General features: G+C 35.0%; 23 protein-coding genes, 1 pseudogene and 1 other annotated feature. Of the genes and pseudogenes, 20 read left to right on the forward strand and 4 right to left on the reverse strand.

What is annotated here, in order from left to right:
- Positions 1–136: 136 nt before the first annotated feature.
- Together AQ616_RS04970 and AQ616_RS04975 are read right to left on the reverse strand one after the other, a co-directional pair.
- Positions 137–988 (reverse strand): ATP-grasp domain-containing protein, encoded by an 852-nt coding sequence (locus AQ616_RS04970; RefSeq protein ID WP_069685209.1) that lies wholly within the window; start codon positions 986–988, stop codon positions 137–139.
- Positions 985–1,875, reverse strand: coding sequence for a RimK family alpha-L-glutamate ligase (locus AQ616_RS04975; RefSeq protein WP_069685210.1), 891 nt, complete (start codon positions 1,873–1,875; stop codon positions 985–987). Before AQ616_RS04975 ends, AQ616_RS04970 begins: the two co-directional genes overlap by 4 nt.
- Before the next feature lie 59 nt (positions 1,876–1,934).
- Here AQ616_RS04975 and AQ616_RS04980 point away from each other — a divergent pair, with 59 nt between their 5' ends.
- The 12 genes and pseudogenes from AQ616_RS04980 (at position 1,935) to AQ616_RS05030 (ending at position 12,958) form a co-directional block, all read left to right on the forward strand.
- The gene (locus AQ616_RS04980; protein ID WP_069685211.1) at positions 1,935–3,215 is read left to right on the forward strand and encodes a bifunctional folylpolyglutamate synthase/dihydrofolate synthase; all 1,281 of its coding nucleotides are present in this window, start codon (positions 1,935–1,937) and stop codon (positions 3,213–3,215) included.
- An 83-nt stretch (positions 3,216–3,298) separates the two neighbouring features.
- Entirely contained in the window at positions 3,299–4,174 is an 876-nt protein-coding gene (locus AQ616_RS04985) for a hypothetical protein (RefSeq protein WP_017797171.1), read from the forward strand.
- A gap of 220 nt (positions 4,175–4,394) precedes the next feature.
- Positions 4,395–4,970, forward strand: a complete 576-nt coding sequence (radC, locus tag AQ616_RS04990) for a RadC family protein (protein WP_017797170.1) — start codon at positions 4,395–4,397, stop codon at positions 4,968–4,970.
- 646 nt (positions 4,971–5,616) lie between these two features.
- A complete protein-coding gene (locus AQ616_RS04995; RefSeq protein WP_230199299.1) occupies positions 5,617–6,735 on the forward strand; it encodes a hypothetical protein in 1,119 nt (372 codons plus the stop codon).
- 136 nt (positions 6,736–6,871) lie between these two features.
- Positions 6,872–7,012: pseudogene (locus AQ616_RS19140) on the forward strand (JAB domain-containing protein); the annotation flags it as partial.
- Between the two features lie 181 nt (positions 7,013–7,193).
- Positions 7,194–8,225, forward strand: a complete 1,032-nt coding sequence (locus tag AQ616_RS05000; RefSeq protein ID WP_017797168.1) for a rod shape-determining protein — start codon at positions 7,194–7,196, stop codon at positions 8,223–8,225.
- A gap of 17 nt (positions 8,226–8,242) precedes the next feature.
- On the forward strand, positions 8,243–9,130 hold the full coding sequence (gene mreC / locus AQ616_RS05005; RefSeq protein WP_017797167.1) for a rod shape-determining protein MreC: 888 nt from the start codon (positions 8,243–8,245) through the stop codon (positions 9,128–9,130).
- Complete coding sequence (gene mreD, locus AQ616_RS05010) at positions 9,127–9,669, forward strand: rod shape-determining protein MreD (RefSeq protein WP_017797166.1); 543 nt, start codon at positions 9,127–9,129, stop codon at positions 9,667–9,669. Before mreC ends, mreD begins: the two co-directional genes overlap by 4 nt.
- Positions 9,670–9,726: 57 nt before the next feature.
- Positions 9,727–10,413, forward strand: a complete 687-nt coding sequence (gene minC / locus AQ616_RS05015) for a septum site-determining protein MinC (RefSeq protein WP_017797165.1) — start codon at positions 9,727–9,729, stop codon at positions 10,411–10,413.
- Positions 10,406–11,200, forward strand: a complete 795-nt coding sequence (minD, locus tag AQ616_RS05020) for a septum site-determining protein MinD (protein ID WP_069685212.1) — start codon at positions 10,406–10,408, stop codon at positions 11,198–11,200. Before minC ends, minD begins: the two co-directional genes overlap by 8 nt.
- A gap of 128 nt (positions 11,201–11,328) precedes the next feature.
- On the forward strand, positions 11,329–12,105 hold the full coding sequence (locus AQ616_RS05025; protein WP_069685213.1) for a M23 family metallopeptidase: 777 nt from the start codon (positions 11,329–11,331) through the stop codon (positions 12,103–12,105).
- On the forward strand, positions 12,092–12,958 hold the full coding sequence (locus tag AQ616_RS05030) for a site-2 protease family protein (RefSeq protein WP_017797162.1): 867 nt from the start codon (positions 12,092–12,094) through the stop codon (positions 12,956–12,958). Before AQ616_RS05025 ends, AQ616_RS05030 begins: the two co-directional genes overlap by 14 nt.
- Before the next feature lie 134 nt (positions 12,959–13,092).
- Here AQ616_RS05030 and AQ616_RS19555 read toward each other — a convergent pair whose 3' ends face one another.
- Positions 13,093–13,254 (reverse strand): hypothetical protein, encoded by a 162-nt coding sequence (locus AQ616_RS19555; RefSeq protein WP_168156631.1) that lies wholly within the window; start codon positions 13,252–13,254, stop codon positions 13,093–13,095.
- 45 nt (positions 13,255–13,299) lie between these two features.
- Positions 13,300–13,455 carry a DUF2512 family protein gene (locus tag AQ616_RS19145; protein ID WP_017797161.1) on the reverse strand — a complete coding sequence of 52 codons (156 nt, stop codon included), beginning with the start codon at positions 13,453–13,455 and terminating at the stop codon, positions 13,300–13,302.
- A gap of 1,332 nt (positions 13,456–14,787) precedes the next feature.
- Between AQ616_RS19145 and AQ616_RS05040 the strand changes: the two genes are divergently transcribed.
- The 8 genes from AQ616_RS05040 to obgE all read left to right on the forward strand — a co-directional run bounded on the left by AQ616_RS05040 (position 14,788) and on the right by obgE (position 25,888).
- Positions 14,788–15,660, forward strand: a complete 873-nt coding sequence (locus tag AQ616_RS05040) for a serine hydrolase (RefSeq protein ID WP_017797160.1) — start codon at positions 14,788–14,790, stop codon at positions 15,658–15,660.
- Between the two features lie 100 nt (positions 15,661–15,760).
- On the forward strand, positions 15,761–19,267 hold the full coding sequence (locus AQ616_RS05045; protein ID WP_069685214.1) for an amidohydrolase family protein: 3,507 nt from the start codon (positions 15,761–15,763) through the stop codon (positions 19,265–19,267).
- Positions 19,268–19,421: 154 nt separating this feature from the next.
- Positions 19,422–22,256 carry a gamma-glutamyltransferase gene (locus tag AQ616_RS05050; RefSeq protein ID WP_017797158.1) on the forward strand — a complete coding sequence of 945 codons (2,835 nt, stop codon included), beginning with the start codon at positions 19,422–19,424 and terminating at the stop codon, positions 22,254–22,256.
- Between the two features lie 568 nt (positions 22,257–22,824).
- Positions 22,825–22,942, forward strand: a sequence feature (ribosomal protein L21 leader region).
- Between the two features lie 15 nt (positions 22,943–22,957).
- Positions 22,958–23,266 (forward strand): 50S ribosomal protein L21, encoded by a 309-nt coding sequence (gene rplU, locus AQ616_RS05055; RefSeq protein ID WP_011066441.1) that lies wholly within the window; start codon positions 22,958–22,960, stop codon positions 23,264–23,266.
- A gap of 17 nt (positions 23,267–23,283) precedes the next feature.
- Positions 23,284–23,613, forward strand: a complete 330-nt coding sequence (locus tag AQ616_RS05060) for a ribosomal-processing cysteine protease Prp (protein WP_017797157.1) — start codon at positions 23,284–23,286, stop codon at positions 23,611–23,613.
- 14 nt (positions 23,614–23,627) lie between these two features.
- Complete coding sequence (gene rpmA, locus AQ616_RS05065) at positions 23,628–23,918, forward strand: 50S ribosomal protein L27 (RefSeq protein ID WP_011066439.1); 291 nt, start codon at positions 23,628–23,630, stop codon at positions 23,916–23,918.
- A gap of 147 nt (positions 23,919–24,065) precedes the next feature.
- A complete protein-coding gene (locus tag AQ616_RS05070) occupies positions 24,066–24,593 on the forward strand; it encodes a Spo0B domain-containing protein (RefSeq protein ID WP_017797156.1) in 528 nt (175 codons plus the stop codon).
- Positions 24,594–24,607: 14 nt separating this feature from the next.
- Positions 24,608–25,888 (forward strand): GTPase ObgE, encoded by a 1,281-nt coding sequence (obgE, locus tag AQ616_RS05075; RefSeq protein WP_017797155.1) that lies wholly within the window; start codon positions 24,608–24,610, stop codon positions 25,886–25,888.
- The last annotated feature ends 4 nt before the right edge of the window (positions 25,889–25,892 follow it).

Here is a 25,892-nt window from a genome sequence, read left to right on the forward strand (position 1 = left end):
CAGAAATTTATGCGATGAAAAAACAATGGAGAAGAGCATTTACGGATGTTCTTTTCCATTGTTATATATAAAGATATAGTGAAGCTGAAATGAGAAATTTACCAAAAAGACATTATTCTCGATAAAAAGAAAAACGTTAAATAGATGATTTAATATGTTTGATGTAAAGTTCGAGTAAATTTATATTGCTCACTTTACTCCACGTACGTGAACCAACAACATCTTCAATTTCATTGAATAGTATTTCTCCTTTTGTGGATAGAAGAAAATCAATTCCTACCATATCAAAATGAAATTCATCTATAATTTTCTGTATGAGCGCTCGTTGATGAGAAGTTAATGTATACATGGAGACAGTTCCTCCTAACGTATAATTAGCCCGGAAGTCGGTATTGCTTTCTCGTAATACAGCTCCTATAATCTGTTTTCCAATTACAAATACTCGTATATCTTTTCCAAACTGAATATCTTCAGTGGACTGAAGTATGATATCCGATTGACAGTTTAGTTTGTATGTATTCCACTCTTTCATATGATGAATTAGAGTAACTTGCTTCCCGCCTTTCCCATTTACTACTTTGCTAATGAATGGAAATTCAAGTGGTGGATTGTGTGGAAGAAGTCCGTTTGAATAATAATATGTATCTGGCATAGGAACTCCAGTTTGAATTATAGCATCATGCGTATAGCCTTTATGATTAAAAGTCTCTGAGATAGTTGATGAATTGAATACGCTGATTCCTTTTCTCTCTAAATGTCTGCTTAATAATGGATCCATATATCGGACAACAGCGAAATCCGGTTTGGATATATGTTTATTGTCATAATAAAGAATAGGTTGATTTCTATTAATTCCAATCGTTAATTGTTCACGAATAATTAATTGTAAGGAAAGACCTTGTTTTGTTGCCTCTAGTTGAAACCATTCAATATAGCTTGCATTTTTTATTGCATCTTTTTCTGAGTATATTAACCACCCTGCACTCATTTTATTTTCCTTTCGATATAGGTTATCATTTCATCCGCTATATTGACACCAGTACATTCTGTCAAATTTCTAATATGTGCATTGGCGTTAATTTCACATACCAAGTAAGAATCATCTGGACCAAATAATAAGTCTACTCCAGCAAAATCAGCATTAATAGCTCGTGCAGCAGCGATAGCAATATTAATAGACTTTGGATCAGGATTAAATGGCTTCATATTCCCACCATTGGTAATATTTGCTCTGAAATCTTGATTATTATTCCGCTCCATCGCTGCAATGACTTTATCTCCAACAACTTGTAATCGAATATCTCTTCCATGGCTACTGGAAATAAAAGTTTGAAATAAAAATGGCTTTCCTTGTAATTGATTCGTCAATTCTTTTAGTTCTTCAAAATCATGCACGAGGTAAACTTGTTCACCAAAAGAGCCGAACGCTTCTTTAACCACTAGCGGTATACCTAGTTTGTGAATAATTGACTGTAAATAATCATCAGAAAGTATCCCTGTTGTGTAGATTTTAGGAGCGATTATTGTATGTGGAATAGGTATTCCTGTATCAGAGAGTTTTTGGTACGTTTGTATCTTATCATCACTCATCTCAATCGTAGAAGAATTATTGAAAACAGGAATACCAAGTTGTTCTAGATATTTTGCCAAATAGATATCTTTATCAATAAAGAATACAAAATCAGGTAATGTATATGTTTGATTATGTAATCCAAGCGGTTGTTTATCGGACAAATCAAGTATAAGATTATTGTTTTTAATAATACTGATATCCATATGTTGTTTTTGTGCGGCCGCTTGTATCATTTTTGCATAGTCGATGAATTTATCAGTTATTAGATTACCATTGACAATAATCCATCCAGTCTTTTTCATTAAATGAATCATCCTTTCTGCTATAATTATTATATGATGGATTGGAAAGTAGGGAAAGCATGTTATTTCAACAAATAGAGCAATATTTTAATAATAGAGAAACGATTGGGGTTCAACCTGGATTAGACAGAGTGAACAAATTATTGAAGTATGTGAACTACCCAGATAAAAATCTTCCCATTATTCATATAGCTGGTACAAATGGAAAGGGATCAACGAGTCAATTTATTCAATCTGCACTCCTAGCTAATAATTATAAGGTTGGTTCTTTTACTTCTCCTAGCTTTTATGGAATAAGAGGATTTATTCAAATTAATCAACAACCGATATCGGAAAGTGTATTTTCGCATGCTTTTCAAAAAATGTTGCCTGCAATTGAAATGTTAGACAAAGAAGAGAACTCGCCGAGTAATTTTGAGATACTAACTGTATTAAGCTTTGTTTGTTTTGAAGATAATGTGGATATAGCAGTTGTAGAAGCAGGAATGGGAGGAATGTTGGATACTACCAATGTTATTTCACCGATACTTACGATAATCACTACTGTTTCTTATGATCATACTGCATTTTTAGGGGATACATTAGTAGAAATTGCTGAACAAAAAGCGGGAATAATTAAACCATTGATCCCAATGATAACTGGTGTCAGCGGGGCTGCATATGACATAATAGAGAAGAAAACAGAAGAAATGTATTCACCATTATTTGTTTTAGATAAAGATTTCACTTATGAATCTATCACAATGAATCGTTTTATATTTAATATCTCTAAGCAGCAATTTCATATAAATTTAGATATGAGTGGAAAACATCAACACTATAATGCTTCTATAGCCCTTTATGGATTACATTTACTTCGTGAGCAAGGCTGGCAGTTGACAGAAGAAAAAATAATTGAAGGTGTAGAACAAGCTAAATTACCTGGGAGATTAGAGAAAATCCATAATAATCCGTCAATAATTGTAGATGGGGCACATAATCTGGAAGGTATACATGCTTTGGTTGATGCGGTAAAACGACAATATTCCAAAAGCGATCATCATATATTATTTGCAGCTTTTAAGGATAAAGACGTAGAAAACATGATAAATTGTCTGAAAGAAAATCTATCTAACGTAAATGTGACAACATTTGATCATGTTCGTGCTCCATCTTTGGAGGAATTAGAACTTTTAGATACAAATCAACCACAATTATTAGTTTATGATTGGAAAAAATACATCGATACAGCTTTTGAACATAAGAATGAGTGTTATTATATCACTGGATCCTTACACTTTATATCATTAGTAAGACAATATGTAAAAGAACTGCAGCGAAATATGTTGAACGATTCTTAGTAAGAGTGTCAGATTTCGTCTTACTTTTTATATCTCCTGTGCTAGAGTGAGGGACATACTACTGGGCACAGGAGGAACATATTGTGGAGAAGAAGAAACCAATATTAGTAGAGAAAAATGGGAAAAAATGGACGTATAAGTTACCTACAGAGGAATTCTCAAGTTCACCAGAAGAGTCAGCTGCTGCCCAAGAAAAACATGAACAGGATAAGCTGCCAGTGTTAACCGCTTTAAAAAAATCTAAAAAAGGATTTCCCAATAAAAAAAATCAAAAGTCAATTCAGCTTAAGCCCTTATTAATGGCAGTTATATCTGCAGTAATTATCGGATCGGTTCTTGGGTTTACCTTAATTCGGATGTTTGTCCAAGTAGATTCTCCACCTTCAGCCAATGGGGGTGTTCCAACTGTTGGTGGGATAAATGATGCTGAAACTTCGATGACGGTTACTACAGAATCATATCAAATAGAACCATTGCAATCTTATATTATACAAGCAGGAATATTTTCTGAAGAGGCGAACGCAGTTGAATGGCAAGAGAAATATACCGACTTAGATATAAAAACAATAATTTGGCAAAGGGAAGATCAATATTTTCTTCTAGCAGGAGTTGCTCCGACAAAAGAATTGGGTCAATCTATATCAGAGTCTATAAGTCAACAAGGTAATGTGGATCTATACGTAAAAGAGTGGAGTACCACTGAAGGTGAAGTAGAGTTAACAAAAGAAGAAGTACAATGGATAGATTCATTTCATTCTTTTTGGCAGACGGAGTTAACAAATCAAATGAATGCAACAGATCCAATTACTAGTGATAAAATTCAACCATTAATAGAGAGTGTACCGAAAGAAACACATTCAATAAATAAATTGGTAGAAACTTTAAATGAAACAAGTGGAGAACCTGCTTCTCAGCAACTGTTAAGATTAATGCATGAGTACGAGATTCTACAAAAATAATATTGAGCTTGTGAGGAAAGATATAATTCTTCACAAGCTTTTTTGATGTGATTCAAATTAATATGGAATTATATAATTTATATTTTTAACTATATTTCTTTACAAGTTTATTTAAGATAAATACTCTTTATTGGTTAGAAATTCTAATGTGAAATACTATTTTTTATATTTGTTGTTACTCTCTACTACCGATATGCTATACAAAGAAAGGAGGGAGAGGATGAAAACGTCGGTACTAACAATGAAAAGTGTACCAAAAGAAGATCGACCTAGAGAGAGATTACTAAAACATGGAGCATCTCATTTATCGAATCAAGAAATACTATCCATTCTAATTGGTAGCGGAACAAAACAAGATTCAGTGAATGTATTATCAAATCGAATTTTAATGCATTTTGAGGGTATGAAATTATTAAGAGATGCGACTATTGAAGAACTTATAGCAATTAAAGGCATAGGTACAGCGAAAGGACTTATCATTCTTGCTGCTATCGAGTTAGGGAAAAGATTGAATGCCTATAAACCCGATGGTCCTTATGTTATACGTTCTCCGGAAGACGGTGCCAACTATGTTATGGAAGAAATGCGTTATTTAAGTCAAGAACATTTTGTAGTCTTATTCTTAAATACTAAAAATCAGATTATTCATTATCAGACAGTCTTTATAGGTAGTTTAAACGCTTCTATAGTACATCCTAGAGAGGTTTTCAAAGAAGCAGTTAAACGGTCTGCAGCTTCATTAATTGTAGCCCACAATCACCCGAGCGGTGTGCGCCTGCAAGGTGTTAGTATATAGTGATACCAGAAAGTATCTAGAACTCCTTACAATGTTCTATGATCAGCATCTTACCTTGAATGGGAAACTATTTAGGGGACAATAGCATGATGTGAAAAGGAGGAAAAAGTAATCATTTTATTCTTTTGTCCTTCAGATCAAGTGATGCATGGTAAAAGCTAAATTGCTTGAACCCAAGATGAAGGGATAGTGGGTGTGTAACTATTAATATTATAGTTGGGATATTATGAGACTAGAATTCACCGCTTTCTAACTCATTGTAAGGATTATCCTCCCATCTTCAGTAAGAAGAAACCATCGAAATGGGTACCTAAACATCACGTATCTATATATTGACATAATACAGGGATTGCCTAAGTGCATATTAATTTTATGGCATATGGTAACGGAGTCTTCATAGTACTCAATGTTAGCTTGTAATAAGTTTGGCAAGGGGAAGGAAGACAGGTTGAAATACGTCTAGACGAAAGGAGTCATGAATATGACGTTTCATCCATTTCCTCAATTGGACGTAATACAAAAAGCATCACAAAAGGGAAGGATATTATTCGATTGTTACCGGTTATTATATAAGGAAGACTTTTGGCAAATAGTGATTCGGCGTTTAAATCTTCTAAGTTACTTACAAAACTCAATTGTAAATAACATGATAAAAGAAATTATTTATGAATTAAGAATAGGAAAATTTCGGTTTTCGAATACCTCAAAATTAAATAACCACCTCCATACAAAGGATTCATTAGTCAAAGAGGCCGTAGTTGTAATATTAGAGTATATCTATCCAATGAAGGGCTTCGATCAATCCTCACTTCCAAAAACAGATCCTTCATTTTTCACCCTCCAAAAATTAATAACATGGGACAATATGAAGTGGTTCATAAAAATATCTTTTGATAAAATCATATATTCAGAACAATTTATTGAGTTTGTAATGACTATGATTAAAGGAAAGGTAAATGATCACAGATTTATTCAACTTGTGTTTTATGCATCAATGATGAGTCAACAAAAGCATTGTCACACATATACCTATCCCATGAGTAAATTAGCAAATCTTATAAAATATATTTTTCAGGAGTCTATTGTACAAAACATACAAGATATAATTAAAAGAAATAATGATTCTCCTATCAAATTAGTTTATAATAGAGCGGAGTTGCTTATTGGTATAAACGACACAAAACCTCATGCACTTAGTTTGCTTAGAGAAATTAATGATGAGCTTGTCCATGGGTATATTCATTTTTTCTGTAATATACAATTAAACTTATATCACATAGGAGATAATATTGATTTTCAAAAATATCAACTCTTACCTAAAGGTGCCTTCGGATCAAATCCTGATAAAAATCAGCGACTAAGGTTGATCGTTCCGAAGAAACAAATGAACCAATGGGTATCTCGAAATGAATATGGTGATTTGCAAGAATACATTTCTTTAGCTAGAAGAAAGCTTTTATATTTTTCTGATCAACGAATTTTAAGAATATATAATGAAGAACTTATCTCATTTGCCAATCATTATGTTTTTGCTGCAAATTTTAATGATATTGAAAAAATAGTTCATTTAGCAGAAAGCAGCTTTTTAAAAACTCTTGCTTTTAAATACAAGACTACATCGAAACAAATTGCCTTTTCTTTGAAACAAAAAAATCAACATGGAAGAGTCGGTCTTGTGTGTAAAAGTAATTTCCACATATTTATTAAAATGCATCATCTGAAGTTATATCGGAAGAAGATTCTTCAGATAATCTCAAACATGTAATACAAATCCTTTCCTGTGGACTTGTTTTTATTCAACTGGCGAGCCGTATACGCTGAAAGGTGTACGTACGGTTCTGAGGGAGGGGAAATAAAACCTTCTAATATTAATGTAGAAAGGCGTATTTTTCCTACCCTACGATCCTACACCGTCACAAGAAGATATCCTAGTGACGAAACGTTTAGTGGACTCTGGTAAATTAATCGGAATTGAAGTATTAGACCATCTCATTATCGGCGACAAAAAATTCGTATCCCTAAAAGAAAAAGGTTATTTGTAAATACTATCTATTTTATAAGTTTTTTCGTATAATTAAATAAGGATTGATAAATTTAGCGCCATCTTTCATTGTTAGAAAGGAAGAGGCGCTTCTTATCATTTATAATGAATGTAAAAATAGTGAAAAAAAGCGTGATACATAAAGAAAATAGGAATTGATGGAAAGGGAGATAGACTTGGGTATGTTTAATTTTTCGCAGGATTTAGGCATTGATTTGGGTACAGCTAATACACTAGTTTTTGTTAAAGGAAAAGGAATAATTGTCCGGGAACCATCTGTGGTAGCAAAAAATTTAGAGACAGGTAGTATTGAGGCTGTAGGCCGTAACGCACGAAATATGATTGGAAGAACTCCAGGAAATATTTCTGTTATTCGTCCTATGAAAGACGGGGTAATTGCAGATTATGATACAACGTCCGTAATGATGAATTATTACATGAAAAAAGCAATGAAAAAACGTTCTTTATTCGCAAAAAAACCTAATGTTATGGTTTGTGTTCCTTCTGGAATTACAATGGTAGAGGAACGTGCAGTAATTGATGCAACAAAACAAGCAGGAGCAAAAGAGGCTTATCCAATCGCAGAACCATTTGCTGCAGCTATTGGAGCTGGTTTGCCAGTTTGGGAACCGACTGGAAGTATGATAGTAGATATTGGTGGTGGTACTACTGAAATAGCAGTAATATCACTTGGAGGTATTGTAACCAGTGAATCCATTCGTATTGCCGGTGATGATATGGACGAAGCCATTATTAATTACATTCGCAAACATTATAATTTAATGATAGGGGAACGGTCTGCTGAATCAATTAAAATGGATATTGGTTCAGCAAAAGGTGGAAAAAATGCTGAAGAAATGGATATTAGAGGAAGAGACTTATTGACGGGACTTCCCAAAACGATTACAGTAACATCGGAAGAAATATCGAAATCATTGGATGATACAGTAGACTCGATTGTAAATGCAGTAAAATCGACACTGGAAAAAACTCCTCCTGAACTATCAGCAGATATTATGGATCGTGGAATTGTACTTTCTGGCGGAGGGGCTCTTTTAAAAAATTTAGATCAAATAATTAGTGATGAAACAAAGATTCCAGTATTCGTTACAGACGAACCTTTAGAAAGTGTCGCGATTGGTACTGGAAAATCTTTGGAGTATATCAATCAATTTAGAAATAGCCCAAGTGTGTCTGCTCGTCCGTTAAATTAATAAGTAGGTGTGTTAATATGCAATTTTTACGTAGCAAAAAACTATTCATTATCCTAATTGGAGTAATTGTCTTAGTTGCTTTAATCGGGTATTCCTTAAGAGATAGAGAAAATATGAGTTTTGTTGAAACAATGATCAATGATACAGTGGGGTGGGTGCAAAATACGATTCATGCACCAGTGTCCTTTGTAACAGGTATCATCTCTAATATTGATGATATGAAAAATACTTATGAAGAGAATCAAGTTTTAAGAGAGCAAATCGCACAACAAAATTCTCTATTATATGACGTTCAAAAATTAGAAGAAGAGAACGAAGAACTGAGAGAAATAATTGGTATGACTGAAACGGTTAGAGATTATGAACCGATCCACGCGTCTGTAATCTCCCGTTCGCCGGAACAGTGGATGGATCAAGTGACTATCAACCGTGGATCTGACCATGGAGTAGAAGCGAACATGGTTGTGATTACTGCTGATGGAATGATAGGTAAAGTGTTACAGATTTCCAATGTTACAGCAACCGTACAACTTTTAACTGGTTTTGATGAATTCAATCGTATTTCAGCTACGATCACAAAAGAAGATGATCAAGATGTTTTTGGAATGATTGAAGGTTTTGACAAAGAGTCAAATTCTTTACTATTCCGTATTATTGAAGAATCTGAGAAAAACGTGGAAGAAGGAGATATTGTATATTCTTCTGAGAAGGGTGGAAAATTTCCTGCAGGTTTAAAAATCGGCGAAGTAAAAGAAATAGTATCCGATCAATATGGTCTTACTCGAATTGCTATGGTTGAACCAGCTGCTGACCTTTATGATATCAACAATGTCATTGTCGTAGATCGTGCTATAGAACAACCACAAGAAATGGAAGAAAATGCAGATGAGGAGGATGAGTCTTGATTAGGCGCTTTGTATTACCTCTCATTTTATTTATAATAATTGTATTAGAAGGGGTAGCGCTAGAGCTACTACCACTGCAATTATTATCGGGAGATTATTTCATCGTACCTCATTGGTTATTTATCTTTTTAGTTTATATAGCTGTATTTTTTGACCATAACGATACGTATTATTCTGTATTATATGCATTAATTTTCGGTTTGCTTTTTGATATTGTTTATACAGGTATTCTTGGAGTCTATATGTTTTCTTACGCGTTAGTAATTTATATTGTTCATGGCATTAAAAAAATGTTGCAGGGCAATTTCTATGTTCTATTATTACTAGCTACGTTTGGTATTGTATTAATAGAATTTACGATTTATGGAATTTTCTCTGTTGTTGGAATGATAGATATTTCATTAGAAAGCTTTATTCTAAATCGATTAGCTCCGACCATCTTATTAAACCTTGTCTTTTTAATTGTTATTTATCCATTTTCATCAAAAAGACTGGAAAAATGGAAAACAGAAATTCCACTCGGAGAACGAATGCGTTAAGTGAGATATAGGATATATATATCATTAATGTAGTGTGAAAAATGAGGTGATTAGAGAGTGCAAGATCTAAAACAAATCATTACAATTAAAGGTACCAGAGATGGATTAAGTCTATTTATAGATGAAGATGCTTCATTTCAAGAGATTTTAAAGGAGTTAGAAGAGAAAATTCAGTATAGTAAACCAAAACAAGACGAACCTGTTGTTTCTGTTAAAGTTAAACTAGGAGATCGATATGTAAGTGAAGAAAAAGAAGAGCAGATTCGCCAAATTATTACAACTGATCAGCGATTTCAAGTGATAGGGATTGATTCAAATCTGATTCCTATCAACGACGCTAAGAGGTGGATGGACGATAGTGAAGTTAAAGTTATTAACCGTGTAGTTAGATCAGGACAAATACTAGAAATTCAAGGAGATCTATTACTGGTTGGTGATGTAAATCCTGGTGGTAGAGTTGTAGCAAGTGGAAATATTTATATAATGGGTAATCTGCTAGGGATTGCTCATGCAGGTTATTATGGGGATAAAGATGCTTTTATAGTAGCTTCATATATGAAACCAACACAATTGCGAATTGCTGACTATATAAGTCGAGCACCTGACTATGAATCTGATGGTGTTTATATGGAATGTGGTATTATTGATACAGATCAAGATAAAATCACTATCGATTCCTTAAAGGTTCTTTCAAAAAAACGGAAAGAAATAAGTGGATTTGAGAGGAGAATGAATAATGGGTGAAGCTATCGTAATTACTTCTGGTAAAGGCGGGGTAGGAAAAACAACTACTTCAGCGAATATCGGAACTGCCCTAGCATTAATGGAGAAAAAAGTATGTTTGATTGATACAGATATTGGACTTAGAAATTTAGATGTTGTAATGGGGTTAGAAAACAGAATAATCTTTGATATTGTCGATGTTATAGAGGAAAGATGTAAATTAAAACAAGCTCTCATAAAAGACAAGCGTTTTGATTATCTAACGCTTTTACCGGCAGCGCAGACAAGTGATAAAACCGCTGTTACGATTCAAGGTATGAAAGAAATAATTACAGAGTTAAAACAAGAATATGATTATATTATAATTGATTGTCCAGCAGGTATAGAGCAAGGTTTTCAAAATGCGATTGCTGGAGCAGATCGAGCGATAGTAGTAACTACTCCAGAAAAATCCAGTGTTCGTGATGCAGATCGAATTGTAGGTTTATTAGAAAAAGAAGATATGAAAGAATCACCTAGATTGGTTATTAATCGTATACGCAATCATATGATGAAAAATGGTGACATGTTAGATATTGATGATATCGTAAATTTGCTATCTATTGATTTAATTGGCATCGTTGTGGATGACGATGAAGTAATTAAAGCATCTAATAATGGAGAACCAATTGCGCTTCATCCAAATTCTAAGGCTTCCATTGCTTATCGAAATATTGCCAGAAGAATATTAGGAGAGACAGTCCCATTACAAGCACTTGAGGATGAGAAAGGTATTTTCCAACGTGTAAAAGAGTTTTTTAAAATATAAACTATTGTAAACACTTCAAAACAGTGGATATGTTTTGAAGTGTTTTTTAATCTATATGATATTCCTGTTCATACAATGTGATGCTTGTACATATACATGGTACAAATCAAGTGAAGGAATGTGAGGCTATGGATAAGGATATTCAAAAGATTAGAAAATCAATTGAACAGCGAAAAAAAGCAAGAGGAATAAAGACTGACCAATCCAAAGGGAAGGACTACCTCCGATCGCATGCTCTCCCAGATACGGAAGAGTTACATGGGTATTATCCTGCATTTCCAACTAGTACTAATCAAAGTAAAACAAGCAGTTCATCTCCAGTTGCAAAATATGCGGTAAAAGCAATATTATCCCTTATGCTTTTTCTTGGAGCGGCAATTATATGGGAATCAGAATCGCCTGCTTTAAACAAACCAAAAGTATGGGCAGCTTCTGCATTAACCGATCAATTCCCTTTTGCTAAAGTAAATGTTTGGTATAAAGAAGTATTTGGAAGACCTCTTTCCTTGACACCAAGTGTCGTGACTGAAGGAGACGATTCTCAACCAGTAGCTCTACCAGTAAGTGGAAATATTTCTGAGTCATTTGAAGCGAATGGAATTGGCATAAAGATTGATCCAGGACAATCAACCAATGTAACTGCAATAAATGAAGGGGTGATTGTTTTTGCAGGAAATGATACGAGTACAGAAAAAACAGTGAAGGTTCAACATTCTGATGGATCAATATCTCATTATGGAAATCTAAGTTCAGTTGATGTTCATCTATATCAATTTATTCAAGCAAATGAGTTGGTAGGAACTTTTACACCTACTACAGAAGAACAATCAGTTTTCTTTTCGATAGAGAAGGATAATCATTATGTAGACCCGGCACAGGTGATTCAAGTTGATGACAATAATTAATAGATGGATACCACCCATTCGTATACATCCCATCTTATTAATATTCATTATAGTGTCTTTCTTAACAGGTACTATTATGGAAATGGCGATTATTTTTTTTCTCGTTCTTTTGCATGAACTCGGGCATTTTTTTGCAGCTGCGTACTATAAATGGAGAATTCCTTTAGTTATTTTGTGGGCATTTGGTGGAGTAATGAAAACCGATGAACATGGAAATAAACCGATTCGAGAAGAGTTAGTTGTAACTATTGCGGGTCCTTTTGTTCATATTCTTATTTATGGTGGGTTAATTTTTGTGAACGGGTTTCAATTATTACCAGAAGCTTTAATTTCTTTAATTTTCTATTATAATTCGATGATTCTTTTGTTTAATTTAATACCTGTTTGGCCATTGGATGGCGGTAAATTATTATTATTACTTTGTTCGTATTTATTTCCTTTTAAAGGGGCATACCATTTTACGATCATATCATCATTCGTTATGATAGCAGTTGTTGTTGCCCTACAATTATTGTTCTTGCCTTTTACGTTGAGTGCATTTTTTGTGTGGGCGTTTCTATTTGTAGAAAATTGGAGAGAGTGGAAGCAACGTTTCTATGTATTTATTAGATTTTTACTTCATCGATATGAAGGAAAGCATATTGTTCGTTCTGTAAAGCCTTTATATGTGTCTTCTGAAAGTACATATGGTGAAGTGTTGTCGTTTTTTCATCGTGAAAAAAAACATCCAATCTATATAAAATATCCAGATGAATCGAGAATTTTTATAGATGATAGTGAATGTCTAGAACATTATTTTCAAGAGAATCAGATTAAAGGTAAAATTGGCGATACATTTTTTTATAAGTGTTGATTTCCATTGAGGGTGGGGAAGAGTCTAGGAAATTTAACATTAATGATAAAAAATGATGAACAGCACACTCCCTAAAGAGTATGCTGTTTTGTAATTACAAACGGAAATCTAAGTTTTTAACCAAAGGGTAGGTATTACTTATCGTTGTTATTGTTTTCATCTAATTGGTCTTGTCCTAATTCATCAGATGCCTCCGTTTGGTATTGAAGATTTCTAGGCCCCGAGTTACTCCGATCATTAGGTAACACATTGTTTCCTATATAGTGTTGGAAGACTGCATCAAACAAACCTACCAATATCGCAGCAATTTAAAGAAGCTGTAAATCCATTATCTGCCAATGTCATACCATCATAAAATCAATGAATAATCGCGCTAATACAAAATCTACAATCGTCGTCACTGTATTATTCATTCTTGGCAGAACCAACATGTCACCAATTAAATAGGCAACTATTTCTAATACTGCAGTTAAAAGGAAAACCTCGCCGAATGTCATTTCAAATATTAATCCAAGGATGATATATAGAAGAACTAGTGATCGAACAAACTAATTAATAAAGAGTTTACATGTTTCATGATGTACTCCCTTCTCCAAATTTGTATTGTTTAGATAGTGAACGGATTTAATCTTTCATTAAAGAAAGGTGTAAGGAGAAGTATTGTTAAGTCCGATATGCAAACAAAATATTTTTTCGTAAGTCATCAGTATTAAAAAGGAAGGCAAAAAGAGGGAGCTAGAGATTTCAACAGCTATTCTCGATTCGTCTTCTCTCGTCTAATTAAATGAAGAAGTCATCATGTTAAAAATAGAGAGTCGTTATTTTAAGCAAAAAGTGTTCAAACGTACTTGACGGTTACACTTTTACATAAGTCTATTTATTCATTTTTTATGAAAATAGAAATTAGTTATATTATGTAGTACTTTTTTTCTATAGTAAATTGGAGCATTTTTATGGATTTTCTTCTATTGATGAGGTTTTATAACCTACATCAATAAAATATTTTGAGGCTCAGAAAGTTAGAGATATATATAAATGGTAAAAAAGCCCAATTTTAACCAGGTAGAAATAGACCTCTTTTTTAACCATTTTTTAAATTAATTTAATGGAAAAGTATTAGTTTTTTCCATTTACATCATAAATATTCTCACTATTTTAAAATTTCGTTTTTTACTAATAATTAAATAGAAGTTATAATCTGGAGAGATAGTATATTTCATTAATGTTACATTAGGATGAATTATTTGTTGTTTTTTTCACAAAAGGATAACTTTCTTAGTAAAATGCAATCCATTACAATCAATCAACACATCAACCTCTACCAATCACAAAATAATTACTCTACCTTATTACAATTAATTACGATATATATGTCTACGGTGAGGCGAGTAATCGCAATAAAAATACTTTGCTTTTGAATGGATTAAACATAAAGAGAATAAAAAGCAATGCTTCCGCGTTTTGTGAAGAATGATGACAGGCACAATCCCAGTCGTCTCTACTCCCACTTCAAAACACAAATGATAATGAAATAAAATATAGATAATGCCAACACCCTCATTAGATTATCTACCAATCTGTGGTGAATGATATTATACACGGTGTCTGACATTAATTTTCACTAGATTTACATTTTAAGTTGGAGGTGAATTTTGAAACGTCTAAATTACGAACGGAGGTGATAATTAAAATATATAATCAATTTTCTGTTTAAAGGAACTAAAATCTACAAAGGATGCTAAAGAGTTGTAGTGGCTTTTATGTGGCAGTCGGTATATGAAGAATTTTGAAATTTAATCATAAAAACTTATAGAGAGGAGGTTTTTAAATTGGTAAATAAATCTTTGAAAAACAAGCTATCACTTATATTATCAACGTTTCTCTTTAGTTTATTCATAGGTCTGTCAATCAATGGATTTGCTAGTGAAAAAAGCAGCGGATTTTCATCGTTGGAAGAAGATGTTGAATCTATTATTGGGGATAACACAAACTATTCTGTATTTATAAGTACCAAAGACGGAGATATAGGAATTGAGGAAGAAAAGGTATATTCTTCTGCAAGTACGATTAAAGTGCCAATTTTAATGGAAGCATTGCTACAAGGAGAACAAGGAATTATAAATTTAGATGAAAAGATTACAGTAAGTGATTCTGATATCACTTCAGGTGGTGGAATAATCCGCCATATGTCAGCCAATCAAACCCTTTCTCTTAGAGACTTATTATATCTAATGATTACACAATCAGATAACACAGCAACAAACATGATTATAGAAAGGGTTGGAATGGATTCTGTAAATCAGACTATAGCAGAAATGGGGGCTGAAGATACAATACTCCAAAGATATATGATGGAATCTGTTCGACCAAATGATAACCTTACATCAGCCAAGGATATGGCAACTATAATGCAGTCTGCATTTGAAAGCGATATATTAAGTTCTGAAAATAAAGAGGAATTTTTACGAATAATGGGAGAAGGAATATTAAGCCATTATAGAAGTGATCGTCATAAAGATATTAGTAATTATAGTAAAGGGGGTAGCTTAGGAAGCACAAATGTCAGACATAATATCGGCATGTTTACTTATCAAGATGAAGTCGTATATGTGTCTGTAATGTCAGAAGACGCAGAATTAAAATCATCACGTATAGTTATGGCAGAAATTGGAGAGCGTGTAATGGATTATATAGTCGAATAAAAGTATTGTATTATTCATTTCCAATGAGGTCTAATAAAATTTAAGTTTTGATTCTAATGTTTCTAGTAAACTCTTTTTTAAGAAGGAGGATTACAAATTTATGGTTGAAAAAATGAAAAGGTACATGTATATATTTTCTGTATTCATTCTAATGATTAGCTTAGTCATTAATGATATTTATGTAAGCGCTAACAGTGGAGGTGGTTTTGATACCATTATTAGAAACGGAACAATTATAGACGGGTCAGGGTTAGGTCGATATGATGCGGATGTAGCTATAAAAGACGGATATATAGCAGACATTGGCGATTTGTCAAATGCAACTGCCGATCAAGAAATTGATGCAGAAGGGAATTTTGTTGCACCTGGTTTTATAGATGTCCATAGTCATGCTACCCTATCTGCACTTGGACAAGCTCAAAGTTCGTTATCTCAAGGAGTGACCATGGAAGTATTAAGTCCTGATGGCGCGGGACCAACAGATTTGCAATCCCGCATTGATTTGGAAGATGACGGTTTAGGTATAAATGTTGCGTCTTATATTGGATTTAATTCTGTTTGGAGTGAAGTAGTTGGTAATGAAGACAGAAGAGCAACTGATGCTGAAATTGAAGAAATGCGAAATCTTATTACAGAAGCAATGGAAAAAGGAGCCGCAGGTGTTTCGGCCGGCCTGTTTTATAGACCAGGATATTTTGCAGACAGAGAAGATGTCATTGATGTGGTAAGTGCAGCTGGAGCATGGAGAACGAAATTCACTAACCACCAAAGAAATGAAAATAACGAAGTGGTTGAATCGACTGCTGAAACGATTGAAATTGGAGAGGAATCCGGGTTAACACCAGTTATTACCCATATTAAAGCAATGGGTCCAAATAACTGGGGGAAATCCGAAGAAATGATGCAACTCATCAATGATGCAAATGAGCGGGGAATTTATACTGCAGCAGATATTTATCCTTATCTTAGAAGTCAAACTGGACTAACAGCAATCGTTCCACCATGGGTTGAAGAAGGTGGAAGAAGTGCAATGTTAGAAAGGTTTAGAGACCCAGAATTAAGGGATGGTATTGCAGAAGAAATTGAAGAGATAATGTACAGTCGAGTACAAGGTCCTGAAGGGGTATATTTTCCAACAAAACGTAAGACACTTGCTGACTATATGGAAACAGGAGTTGGGAACCCACGAAACAGAAGCCTTTTATCGTTTCTAAATCTGAATTATAATCATGAATTTGATGTAGAAATTGACGAGATAACAGTAACTGATTCAAGTGGAAATAAAGTATATGAATATAACTTTGAAGGTGAAGATGGTGGAGAATGGGATACGTCAAAATTTGACCTATTGCATTCTTACCCAGCTGATGCAGTTAGTCATACGATAAACAATGGTTCTGGACAAATAAATGTTGCTCAGAGAATAAGCGGTAATTCAAGTGCCTATGGAAATGTTGTTCCAACAATGCCTGATGTTGGAGATAGTGAAACATTTATGCGATTTAAAGTTGGAGATACGCTGGGGGCGAATCAAATCATGAGGTTATGGATTAATTCCGACAACTTTGGATCGGGAAGTTCATTCCCTGTAAATGGTTATGGAGTTGCAGTTCGACTTGACCAAGATCGAATCCAGGTATATGAAAGAGAAAATAGCACATCCACGATTCATGAGACAATTTCTGATGCCGGATTAGAACCGGATACATGGCAGGATCTAAAAGTAAAGTTGGAAGATAATACTTTACTAGTTAAAATGTGGCCATCTAATGAAGACGAGCCGGAAGAATGGGATTCCAGCATAGATGTTTCAAAAGAAGAAGTGATTGAAGATCAAAAAGCTATGGTTAGCATAACAAATCTTGATACTGAAAGTAATGCATTCCATTTCAATGATTTTATTGTAGAGTCATCTTCCGGTGATGATGTTTATTATGATTATAATTTTGATGGTAATGACGATGACAATTGGGATGGAGACAAATTTATTGAACTTCACTCTTTCCCGAAAGACAGAGCCGAATTTACGATTCAAGAAAATACTGGAAGAGTAATACTTGATGGATATAATACCGATGTATGTTGCAGTACGTATGGTAAATTTACTGCTAACATGGATGATGTTAAAAACAGCGATGTTTTATTACGTTTTAAAGCCGATCAAATTGGTGGAAATCAACAATTAAGAGTTTTTACGAAAGCGGATGAATTCAAATCCGGTATGACTATGCCAGTTAATGGATTCGGAGTTGAATTTGACTTAAAAGGCAATGAAATGTCTTTTATAAAGCGTAACGATAGTACAACACAAGTACTTGAATCCGTGGATGCAAATTTAGAGCCGGATTGGTATACGCTACGAATACATGCTGAAGATGAGGAAGTAAATGCTCGTATCTGGAAAGATGGCGAGGAAGAACCCGAAGAATGGGATTTTACCTATGTTGAAGAAGAAAGAGAATTAACAATAGGTGAAACAACGATGCAAATTTTGGAAACAGAAGGAAGCTTGCGAACCATCTATGACTTTGGCCACGAAGACGACTTTAGGAGATTTATTCAATCTCCGGTTGTTGCCATAGCTTCGGATGGAGGGGCTAGCACCTCTAATGAAGTACATCCAAGACGTTATGGTACACAGCCTAGAGTTTTGGGACAGTATGTAAGAGAAGAAGGACTACTCGGATGGGAAGAAGCTATTCAAAAGATGACTTCATTACCTGCTTCACTAATTGGTCTATCTGATCGTGGTTATATTGCTAAAGGTATGAAAGCCGACATTACTATATTTAATCCTGATACTGTCATAGACAATGCTACATTTGAGGAACCGAGACAGTATGCTGATGGTATTGAACAAGTTCTGGTAAATGGAGAATTAGCTTTAAACAATGGAGAATTAGTTGGAATACAACCTGGAGAATTTGTGAAAATTGAACCAAATATGCCTACTCGTCCAGTAACACAAGGTGAAAATCTTGAAGTAAGCGATAATCGTAAAATTTTGCCATTGGATGAAACAGAATCAGATTCCTTGATTTCCTTTAACTTGGAGCAAGGAGTTAATGATTATCAGGCCACAGGAAGTATGTCTCTTGTTTATGATGACATAGAGTTAGATGCAGAGAACTTTGGTAGAATTCAGACTTTTGATGGCTGGTTGAGCTTTACCGGTTCAGGACCATTAAATGGTGAGGAACTAACAACATTCAGGATTACTATTGATGAAAACGATCCAACCATCGATGATGAAAAACCGGTAGTAACAATTGATATAGCTGGAAAAGAACAAATAAAAGCCTTTTTAGGTGATGAAGGTTCAGAATCTCCTTCAGAGCCTTTGACTATTGAGGAAATGAAACTTCTTGTTAAACAATTCAGAGATGAGGGGGAAATTGCAGACGACGAAACCTCTAGAGTATTGCAAACACATCTAACTTCCGTTGGACACTATGAAGAAGATGGTGCTATGGAAAAGGCTATTAAACACATGAATAGCTTTAAAGATGAATTGCTCGTTCATTTTGAGGAAAATGGACTCATTTCTGAGGAAGCAGCTGCTACACTAGTCTCCCACTCGGAGGACCTTATTGAATTTTGGGAATAGTTCCATATAGGAAAAGATTAATTTAACCAGATGTACAATATTTGGCTAAACAGTAAAAAAGTTTAATAGATTTTGGGTTTAATTGTTTGCTACTCCCTGTGATAATACAAGATTGATTACAGGGAGTATTTAAAATAGGGAGAGGTGAACTATCATGCAAAAAAGAATTAGAAAATTAACATCTATATTTTTAATAGTTCTAATAACCATCACCATGCCTATGACTGGGCTAGCAGGTGACCCAGGAGATCCCAGACAAACTCCCACAGCTACCGGTGACGGTGGAGCAGTTTCAACAGAGCATGTAGAAGCATCGAGCGCTGCGGTTGAAATTCTCAAAAATGACGGTAATGCAGTTGACGCAGCAGTTGCAGCTGCTGCGGCACAAGCAGTAACCCGGCCATTTTCCGGTGGCATTGGCGGTGGAGGGTTTATGAATATCTATCTAGCTGAAGAAGATCGTTTCGTAGTCTTGGATCATGTGACTGAAACGAGTGAAAACTTCGGACCGGAATCCTTTATTAATCCAGAGACTGGAAAAGTGTATCCTGCTAACGTTCGTAGTTCAAGTGGAATGGCAACAGGTATACCAGGCATGGTTAAGGCTTGGGAAGAGGCACTAGAAGAATACGGAACGATGTCCTTGGAGGAAGTGCTTCAGCCAGCAATTGATTTGGCGGAAGAAGGTTTTCCTGCTGATGCCAATTTTCTTAGGGAAACGAGTGAAAATGCGGATAAATTCCGACTTTTTGAAAGCTCTACAGAACTTTACTTGGACGAAGATGGAGAGGTACCGGAACTGGGAACTATTATGAAAAATCCTGATCTTTCAAACACGTATCGTTTAATTGCTGAACACGGGAGTGAAGTTTTTTATGAGGGTGAGATTGCAGAAGCAGTATTAGATACCATTCATAACCCTCCCGTTGTGGATAATCTAACTAGAGAGGTTTTGGCTGGAAATATGTCGATGAATGATCTGAAAGACTATGAAGTGATTCATAAGGAGCCAACTCATTCGACCTATCGGGACTATGATATTTATAGTGTGCCACCTACATCAAGTGGTGTAACGATTAGTGAGATTTTAAATATATTAGAAGCCTATGATTTGGAAAATATGTCTAAACCCCAAGCTTATCATTACTTTTTGGAAGCTTCCCGTTATGCATTTGCAGACCGAAGCATGTACATGGGTGATCCTGCACATACTTTGATCCCGGTAGATGGCTTAATGTCAAAGGGTTATGCTGCCGAGCGGAGATATAACATATCAGACAATCACGCTACGATTGGCCAGGTTGCACCGGGGAATCCATGGCCATATGATGAAGATCCGGATAAGCAGCCGGAACCTCCAGAAGAGGGGATTGCTTTTCACCATGATTTTGAAGGAAATGATGGAGACGGGTGGGATTCGACTGTCTTTGCAAATCTCCATTCTTGGCCAGGAACACCCCCTGGTGCATCATATAGCATTCAGAATAACACAGGTCAAGTGGTTATAGATAACCGCCTACAGGGAAATGGAAGTGCTTACGGGTTAATTACTCCGGACATGCGTTCTTTAACTGAAAGTGAATTATTAGTGAAGTTCCGGTTTAATGAACTTGGAAATGACCAGCGTTTACGTTTATGGATTCAGGCCGATAGGTTTAGTTCTGGAAGCTCTATGGTGGAAAATGGATATGGCATTGAATTAAGAGCGGATAATCAAAATATGATTTTACGAGGAAGAGAGGATGGGAGGTCCACTACATTTGGTACTGAGAACATTGATTTGTCCACAGATTGGAATTGGTTAAGACTGAAATCTGAAGGTAACCAACTAGGCGTTCGTGTATGGAATGACAATATTGAAGAGCCTGTAGAGTGGGATATGACCCATGAGCTAACTGAGGAGGAAATGGCCAATAAAGACTTAGGTAAAGCACTCCTTAGTGTGATTAATTTTGATCACGACAATGGAAATACGATTCAATTTGATGAGATTACCATTAATGACCTAGCTGATAGTGAGCAATTAACGACATTCGAAAAAAATGCTGATACACAATTGACTGCTTTGGAGAAAGATGCAGTTAATTCCCAGGAAGCAGAGGAAGAAATTCCTACTGAGACCATTCATTTATCTGTAGCTGATGGTGACGGGAATATTGTGAGCTATACGAAGACGATTAATAGTATTGCAGGGAATGGAATGGTTGTTCCTGGGTATGGATTTATTTTAAACAATGGATTTTCTGGAAGAACACCAATGCAAGACCCTGATCACCCTAATGCGCCAAGACCAGGACTTCGTATGTTGAGTGCAATGACCCCTACTATTGTAACAAAAGATGGGGAACCCGTAATGACAGTTGGATCGCCAGGAAGTAACCGGATTATCACAACTAATTTACAAATTATCATCAGTCAACTTGATTTTAATATGACCTTACCGGAAGCGATTGCTGAACCGAGATTATCGCAAAGGAATTTAGGTCATGCTAGTACGCAATATGAAGGAGTTTACCTTGATAAATATGGGGCACTTTTAGAAGAACTGGAAGACATGGGTCATACTTTTATAGCTGATAATGCTGCAGAAGGAATTAGTGCCGCAAACGGAGTGGAGTTTCTCGAGAATGGAAATATTAGGGCTGCTGCAGAGCCTGTCAGAAGAGGTGGAGGAAGTGCAATGGCTATAGATAAGGATGAAATTGAAGAACCTACACCTCCCGAAGATTCCAGTGTAACCTTGATGAAAGAGCTGGTAAAAGGATATGTAGAAAATGGGGAAATTGAGAATGAAGAAGTAGCTCGATTGCTAACTACCCATTTGAATGCTATTGAACATTACGAAAGAGATGAACAGATAGATAAAGCTATAAAACATATGAATGGCTTTACTTTACTGGTAAGTCGTCAAGAAGAAGGGTTAATTTCTGAAGAAGCCGCTATTGAGTTAAAAATGCATGCTGCTATTTTGTTAGATAAGTGGCAATAGAATAAGGCTTTATAACTTATCAAGTAGATTACTCTTTGTTAATATTTTCCTTTTTATTATAGAAGCGAAAGCTTTTATTAACAGATTTATAAGTACCTATAACTCAACCCGTTAAATATTTTACATTTTGTACGGTATTTTATTTTATAAGGAGGGTGAAAGAAGAGTAATTTGGAAAACTCCCTTAAAAATTTTCGTAATTTTCATAATTTATTTCGGTGTAAGCCCTAAAGATAGCTTAGCTGAATCGGATGCGAATAACACTTCCAGCTCTTCATCAGGCTATGTATCAGAAAGAAGGTGAGTAAATGGTAAGATTATGGAATAGTGATGAAAAGGAGCTAGATGAGTGAGATATTGTGAAAGAAGGGTTGGAAGCGAGAACTGGTCGATTATTGTTTAGTTTTATTAATTTTGACTACGATAGTTAAATAAATTCTATTTTGATGAAGTCACTGTGAATGAGTTGGATAATTAGTTACTCCATTTCTGAGGAATTTTTAATTAGGTAGGTGCTTGACAAAATGTATCAAAACATGGTAACATCAATCTGTTATTCATCGTAGCACCCGTGCTACAACCGCACAGAATAGGTGAGTGTAAAAAGTGTAAACAGCATTTGTTGTTTATGCTGTACATTTGAAAATCCGTATTGGATTACCTAAATGGCGAGTCTGAGTTGAATGAGGAGGTGCAAGAACATGTACGCAATTATTGAAACTGGTGGTAAGCAAATTAAAGTAGTTGAAGGCCAAGAAATCTATGTAGAGAAAGTTACAGCTGATGTAAATGAATCTGTAACGTTTGACAAAGTACTATTCATTGGTGGGGATGACGTTAAAGTTGGTGCTCCATTAATCGACGGTGCTACTGTTACTGCAAAAGTAGAGAAACATGGTCGTCAAAAGAAAATTGATGTACACAAGTTTAAGCCGAAAAAGAACTATCATCGTAAACAAGGTCATCGTCAACCTTATACGAAGTTAGTAATCGACAAAATTAATGCATAAAGGTTCTGTGGATTATAATGATTAAAGTTACTGTATTCCAAACAAATAACCAAATAACAGCATTTGAACTTTCTGGACATGCAGATAGTGGACCATATGGTTATGATCTTGTTTGCGCAGGAGTATCTGCTGTATCATTTGGAGGAGTGAATGCAGTAATTAAATTATGTGATACAGATTTGCATATTGATCAAGGGAAAGACGGAGGCTACTTATATGTAGAAATTCCTGAAAACCTGGATCTGCAGGTAGCTGAACGCGTTCAGCTACTATTAGAAGGTATGATGGTATCTCTTCAAACGATTGAAGCGGAATACGGAGATCATATGCAAGTGAATTATAAATAAGGAGGTGCACTTCTATGCTACGTCTTGATTTACAATTTTTCTCTACGAAAAAAGGGCAAGGTAGTTCCAAAAACGGACGTGATTCTGAATCGAAACGCCTAGGTTCTAAGCGTGCGGACGGTCAATTTGTGTCTGGTGGATCTATCCTTTATCGTCAACGTGGAACAAAAATCTACCCAGGTGAGAACGTGGGTCGCGGCGGAGATGACACGCTTTTCTCAAAAATCGACGGTGTTGTGAAATTCGAACGCTATGGTCGTAATCGTAAAAAAGTAAGTGTATATCCAGTTGCTAAAGAAGCATAATTTTCTATGCTTAAGATAAAGAACTCCGGTTAATTATAGCTGGAGTTCTTTTTTCTATTGCTTAAAAATTTTCCTCTTGCTTTTTATGAGTCTTTCTTTTGCTTTCTCTCTTTTTCTGCTATACTCAGTTTTAATGAGGTGAAATCGATGACTGAGGATGTACTGCATATAATTCAACATTATCGTCATGATCTAATGAATCGATTACAACTAGTATCTGGATATTTGAGTATGGGGAAAGTAGAAAAAGCAGAAGATAAATTAAATGAGGCGATTGCATATTACGAAGAAGAGAGGAAATTAATGCAATTAAAAGCTCCTTCTTTAATGCTATGGATATTAGAATTCGAACAATACTATCGATCGTATTCAATGTCTTATTTTATTGAAGCAACTTCCACTACTTATAATCATCCAATAGATGATCAATGGATAGTAAGTAAATGTAATCAAATAATGCATGTATTACAGAATCATTTGTATTCTGATTCCATGTATGAAGTGGAAATACGAATAATAGATAACATCAAAAAAGACCAATGGAATATTATTTTTGGTGTACAAGGAAATATTCCAAATATGTCAGTTGACGTTTGGCAAAGTAATTTAGGAAATATACAAATCGAACGATTTAATGACCGGTTGCAATTCGTATTCTCGCAAACTAGAGAATAATGAGGTGAAATAAAATGTTTGTCGATCAAGTAAGTGTATATGTAAAAGCTGGTGATGGTGGTAATGGCCTTGTAGCATATCGTAGAGAGAAATATGTTCCTAAAGGCGGCCCGGCTGGTGGAGATGGCGGAAATGGTTCAAATGTTGTATTTAAAGTAGATGAAGGTTTAAATACACTAATGGAGTTTCGATATAACCGTCATTTTAAAGGAAAACGTGGAGAAAATGGAATGAGTAAAACGCAGCATGGAAAAAATGCTGAGCCATTAATAGTTTCTGTACCTCCTGGTACGACTGTTATTGATGAAGATACAGGAGAAGTGATTGCTGATCTTACAAAACACGAACAAGAAGCAGTGATTGTAAAAGGTGGTCGAGGCGGTCGTGGGAACACACGATTTGCAACACCTAGAAATCCTGCACCAGATATGGCAGAGAATGGTGAACCAGGTCAAGAGAGAAATATAAAGATAGAATTGAAATTAATAGCGGATGTAGGTCTTGTAGGCTTTCCGAGTGTTGGTAAGTCAACTTTATTGTCTGTTGTTAGTGCTGCAAAACCGAAGATCGCTGATTATCATTTTACAACATTATCACCAAATTTAGGTGTTGTTGATACTCAGGATTCACGGAGTTTTGTTTTGGCAGATTTACCAGGTTTAATTGAAGGAGCATCACAAGGTGTAGGATTAGGGCATCAATTTTTAAGACATATAGAACGAACAAGAGTTATTCTGCATGTTATCGATATGGCAGGGACAGAAGGTAGAGATCCATATGAAGATTATATAATGATTAATCAAGAATTAAGTGATTATGATGAAAAACTTATGGATCGTCCGCAAATTATTGCCGCGAATAAAATGGATATGCCAAATGCACAAGAGAATCTCATTCAATTTAAAGATAAATTAGAAGTTGATATACCTGTGTATGAAATCTCTGCATTGACGAAGGATGGGTTAAGAGATCTCTTATTTGCTATTGCAGATAAATTAGAAACAATTCCAAAATATGAAAAAGAATTAGAAGAAACAGACGATACCGTCGTTTACAGATTTCAAAAAGAAGAAGATCCTTTCCATATTACGAGAGATCCAGATGGTGCATTTGTATTATATGGACAACGTATAGAAAAATTATTTAAAATGACTGACTTTCAGCACGATGAAGCTGTACAACGTTTTTCTAGACAACTACGAGGAATGGGCGTAGATAAAGCTTTACGAGAAAGAGGAGCCCAAGACGGAGACGTTGTCAGATTACTTGAGTATGAATTTGAATTTATAGAGTAACTAT

It is taken from the genome of Oceanobacillus sp. E9 (assembly GCF_001741975.1).
GTDB lineage: Bacteria > Bacillota > Bacilli > Bacillales > Amphibacillaceae > Oceanobacillus > Oceanobacillus kimchii.

Excerpts from the sequence above, each read along its gene's own strand:
- AQ616_RS04970 (WP_069685209.1), bottom strand. The coding sequence starts at position 988 with ATGAGTGCAGGGTGGTTAATATACTCAGAAAAAGATGCAATAAAAAAT.
- AQ616_RS04975 (WP_069685210.1), bottom strand. The coding sequence starts at position 1,875 with ATGAAAAAGACTGGATGGATTATTGTCAATGGTAATCTAATAACTGAT.
- AQ616_RS04980 (WP_069685211.1), top strand. The coding sequence starts at position 1,935 with ATGTTATTTCAACAAATAGAGCAATATTTTAATAATAGAGAAACGATT.
- radC (WP_017797170.1), top strand. The coding sequence starts at position 4,395 with ATGAAAACGTCGGTACTAACAATGAAAAGTGTACCAAAAGAAGATCGA.
- AQ616_RS04995 (WP_230199299.1), top strand. The coding sequence starts at position 5,617 with ATGATAAAAGAAATTATTTATGAATTAAGAATAGGAAAATTTCGGTTT.
- AQ616_RS05000 (WP_017797168.1), top strand. The coding sequence starts at position 7,194 with ATGTTTAATTTTTCGCAGGATTTAGGCATTGATTTGGGTACAGCTAAT.
- mreC (WP_017797167.1), top strand. The coding sequence starts at position 8,243 with ATGCAATTTTTACGTAGCAAAAAACTATTCATTATCCTAATTGGAGTA.
- minD (WP_069685212.1), top strand. The coding sequence starts at position 10,406 with ATGGGTGAAGCTATCGTAATTACTTCTGGTAAAGGCGGGGTAGGAAAA.
- AQ616_RS05025 (WP_069685213.1), top strand. The coding sequence starts at position 11,329 with ATGGATAAGGATATTCAAAAGATTAGAAAATCAATTGAACAGCGAAAA.
- AQ616_RS05030 (WP_017797162.1), top strand. The coding sequence starts at position 12,092 with ATGACAATAATTAATAGATGGATACCACCCATTCGTATACATCCCATC.
- AQ616_RS19145 (WP_017797161.1), bottom strand. The coding sequence starts at position 13,455 with ATGACATTCGGCGAGGTTTTCCTTTTAACTGCAGTATTAGAAATAGTT.
- AQ616_RS05045 (WP_069685214.1), top strand. The coding sequence starts at position 15,761 with ATGGTTGAAAAAATGAAAAGGTACATGTATATATTTTCTGTATTCATT.
- AQ616_RS05050 (WP_017797158.1), top strand. The coding sequence starts at position 19,422 with ATGCAAAAAAGAATTAGAAAATTAACATCTATATTTTTAATAGTTCTA.
- rplU (WP_011066441.1), top strand. The coding sequence starts at position 22,958 with ATGTACGCAATTATTGAAACTGGTGGTAAGCAAATTAAAGTAGTTGAA.
- AQ616_RS05060 (WP_017797157.1), top strand. The coding sequence starts at position 23,284 with ATGATTAAAGTTACTGTATTCCAAACAAATAACCAAATAACAGCATTT.
- rpmA (WP_011066439.1), top strand. The coding sequence starts at position 23,628 with ATGCTACGTCTTGATTTACAATTTTTCTCTACGAAAAAAGGGCAAGGT.
- AQ616_RS05070 (WP_017797156.1), top strand. The coding sequence starts at position 24,066 with ATGACTGAGGATGTACTGCATATAATTCAACATTATCGTCATGATCTA.
- obgE (WP_017797155.1), top strand. The coding sequence starts at position 24,608 with ATGTTTGTCGATCAAGTAAGTGTATATGTAAAAGCTGGTGATGGTGGT.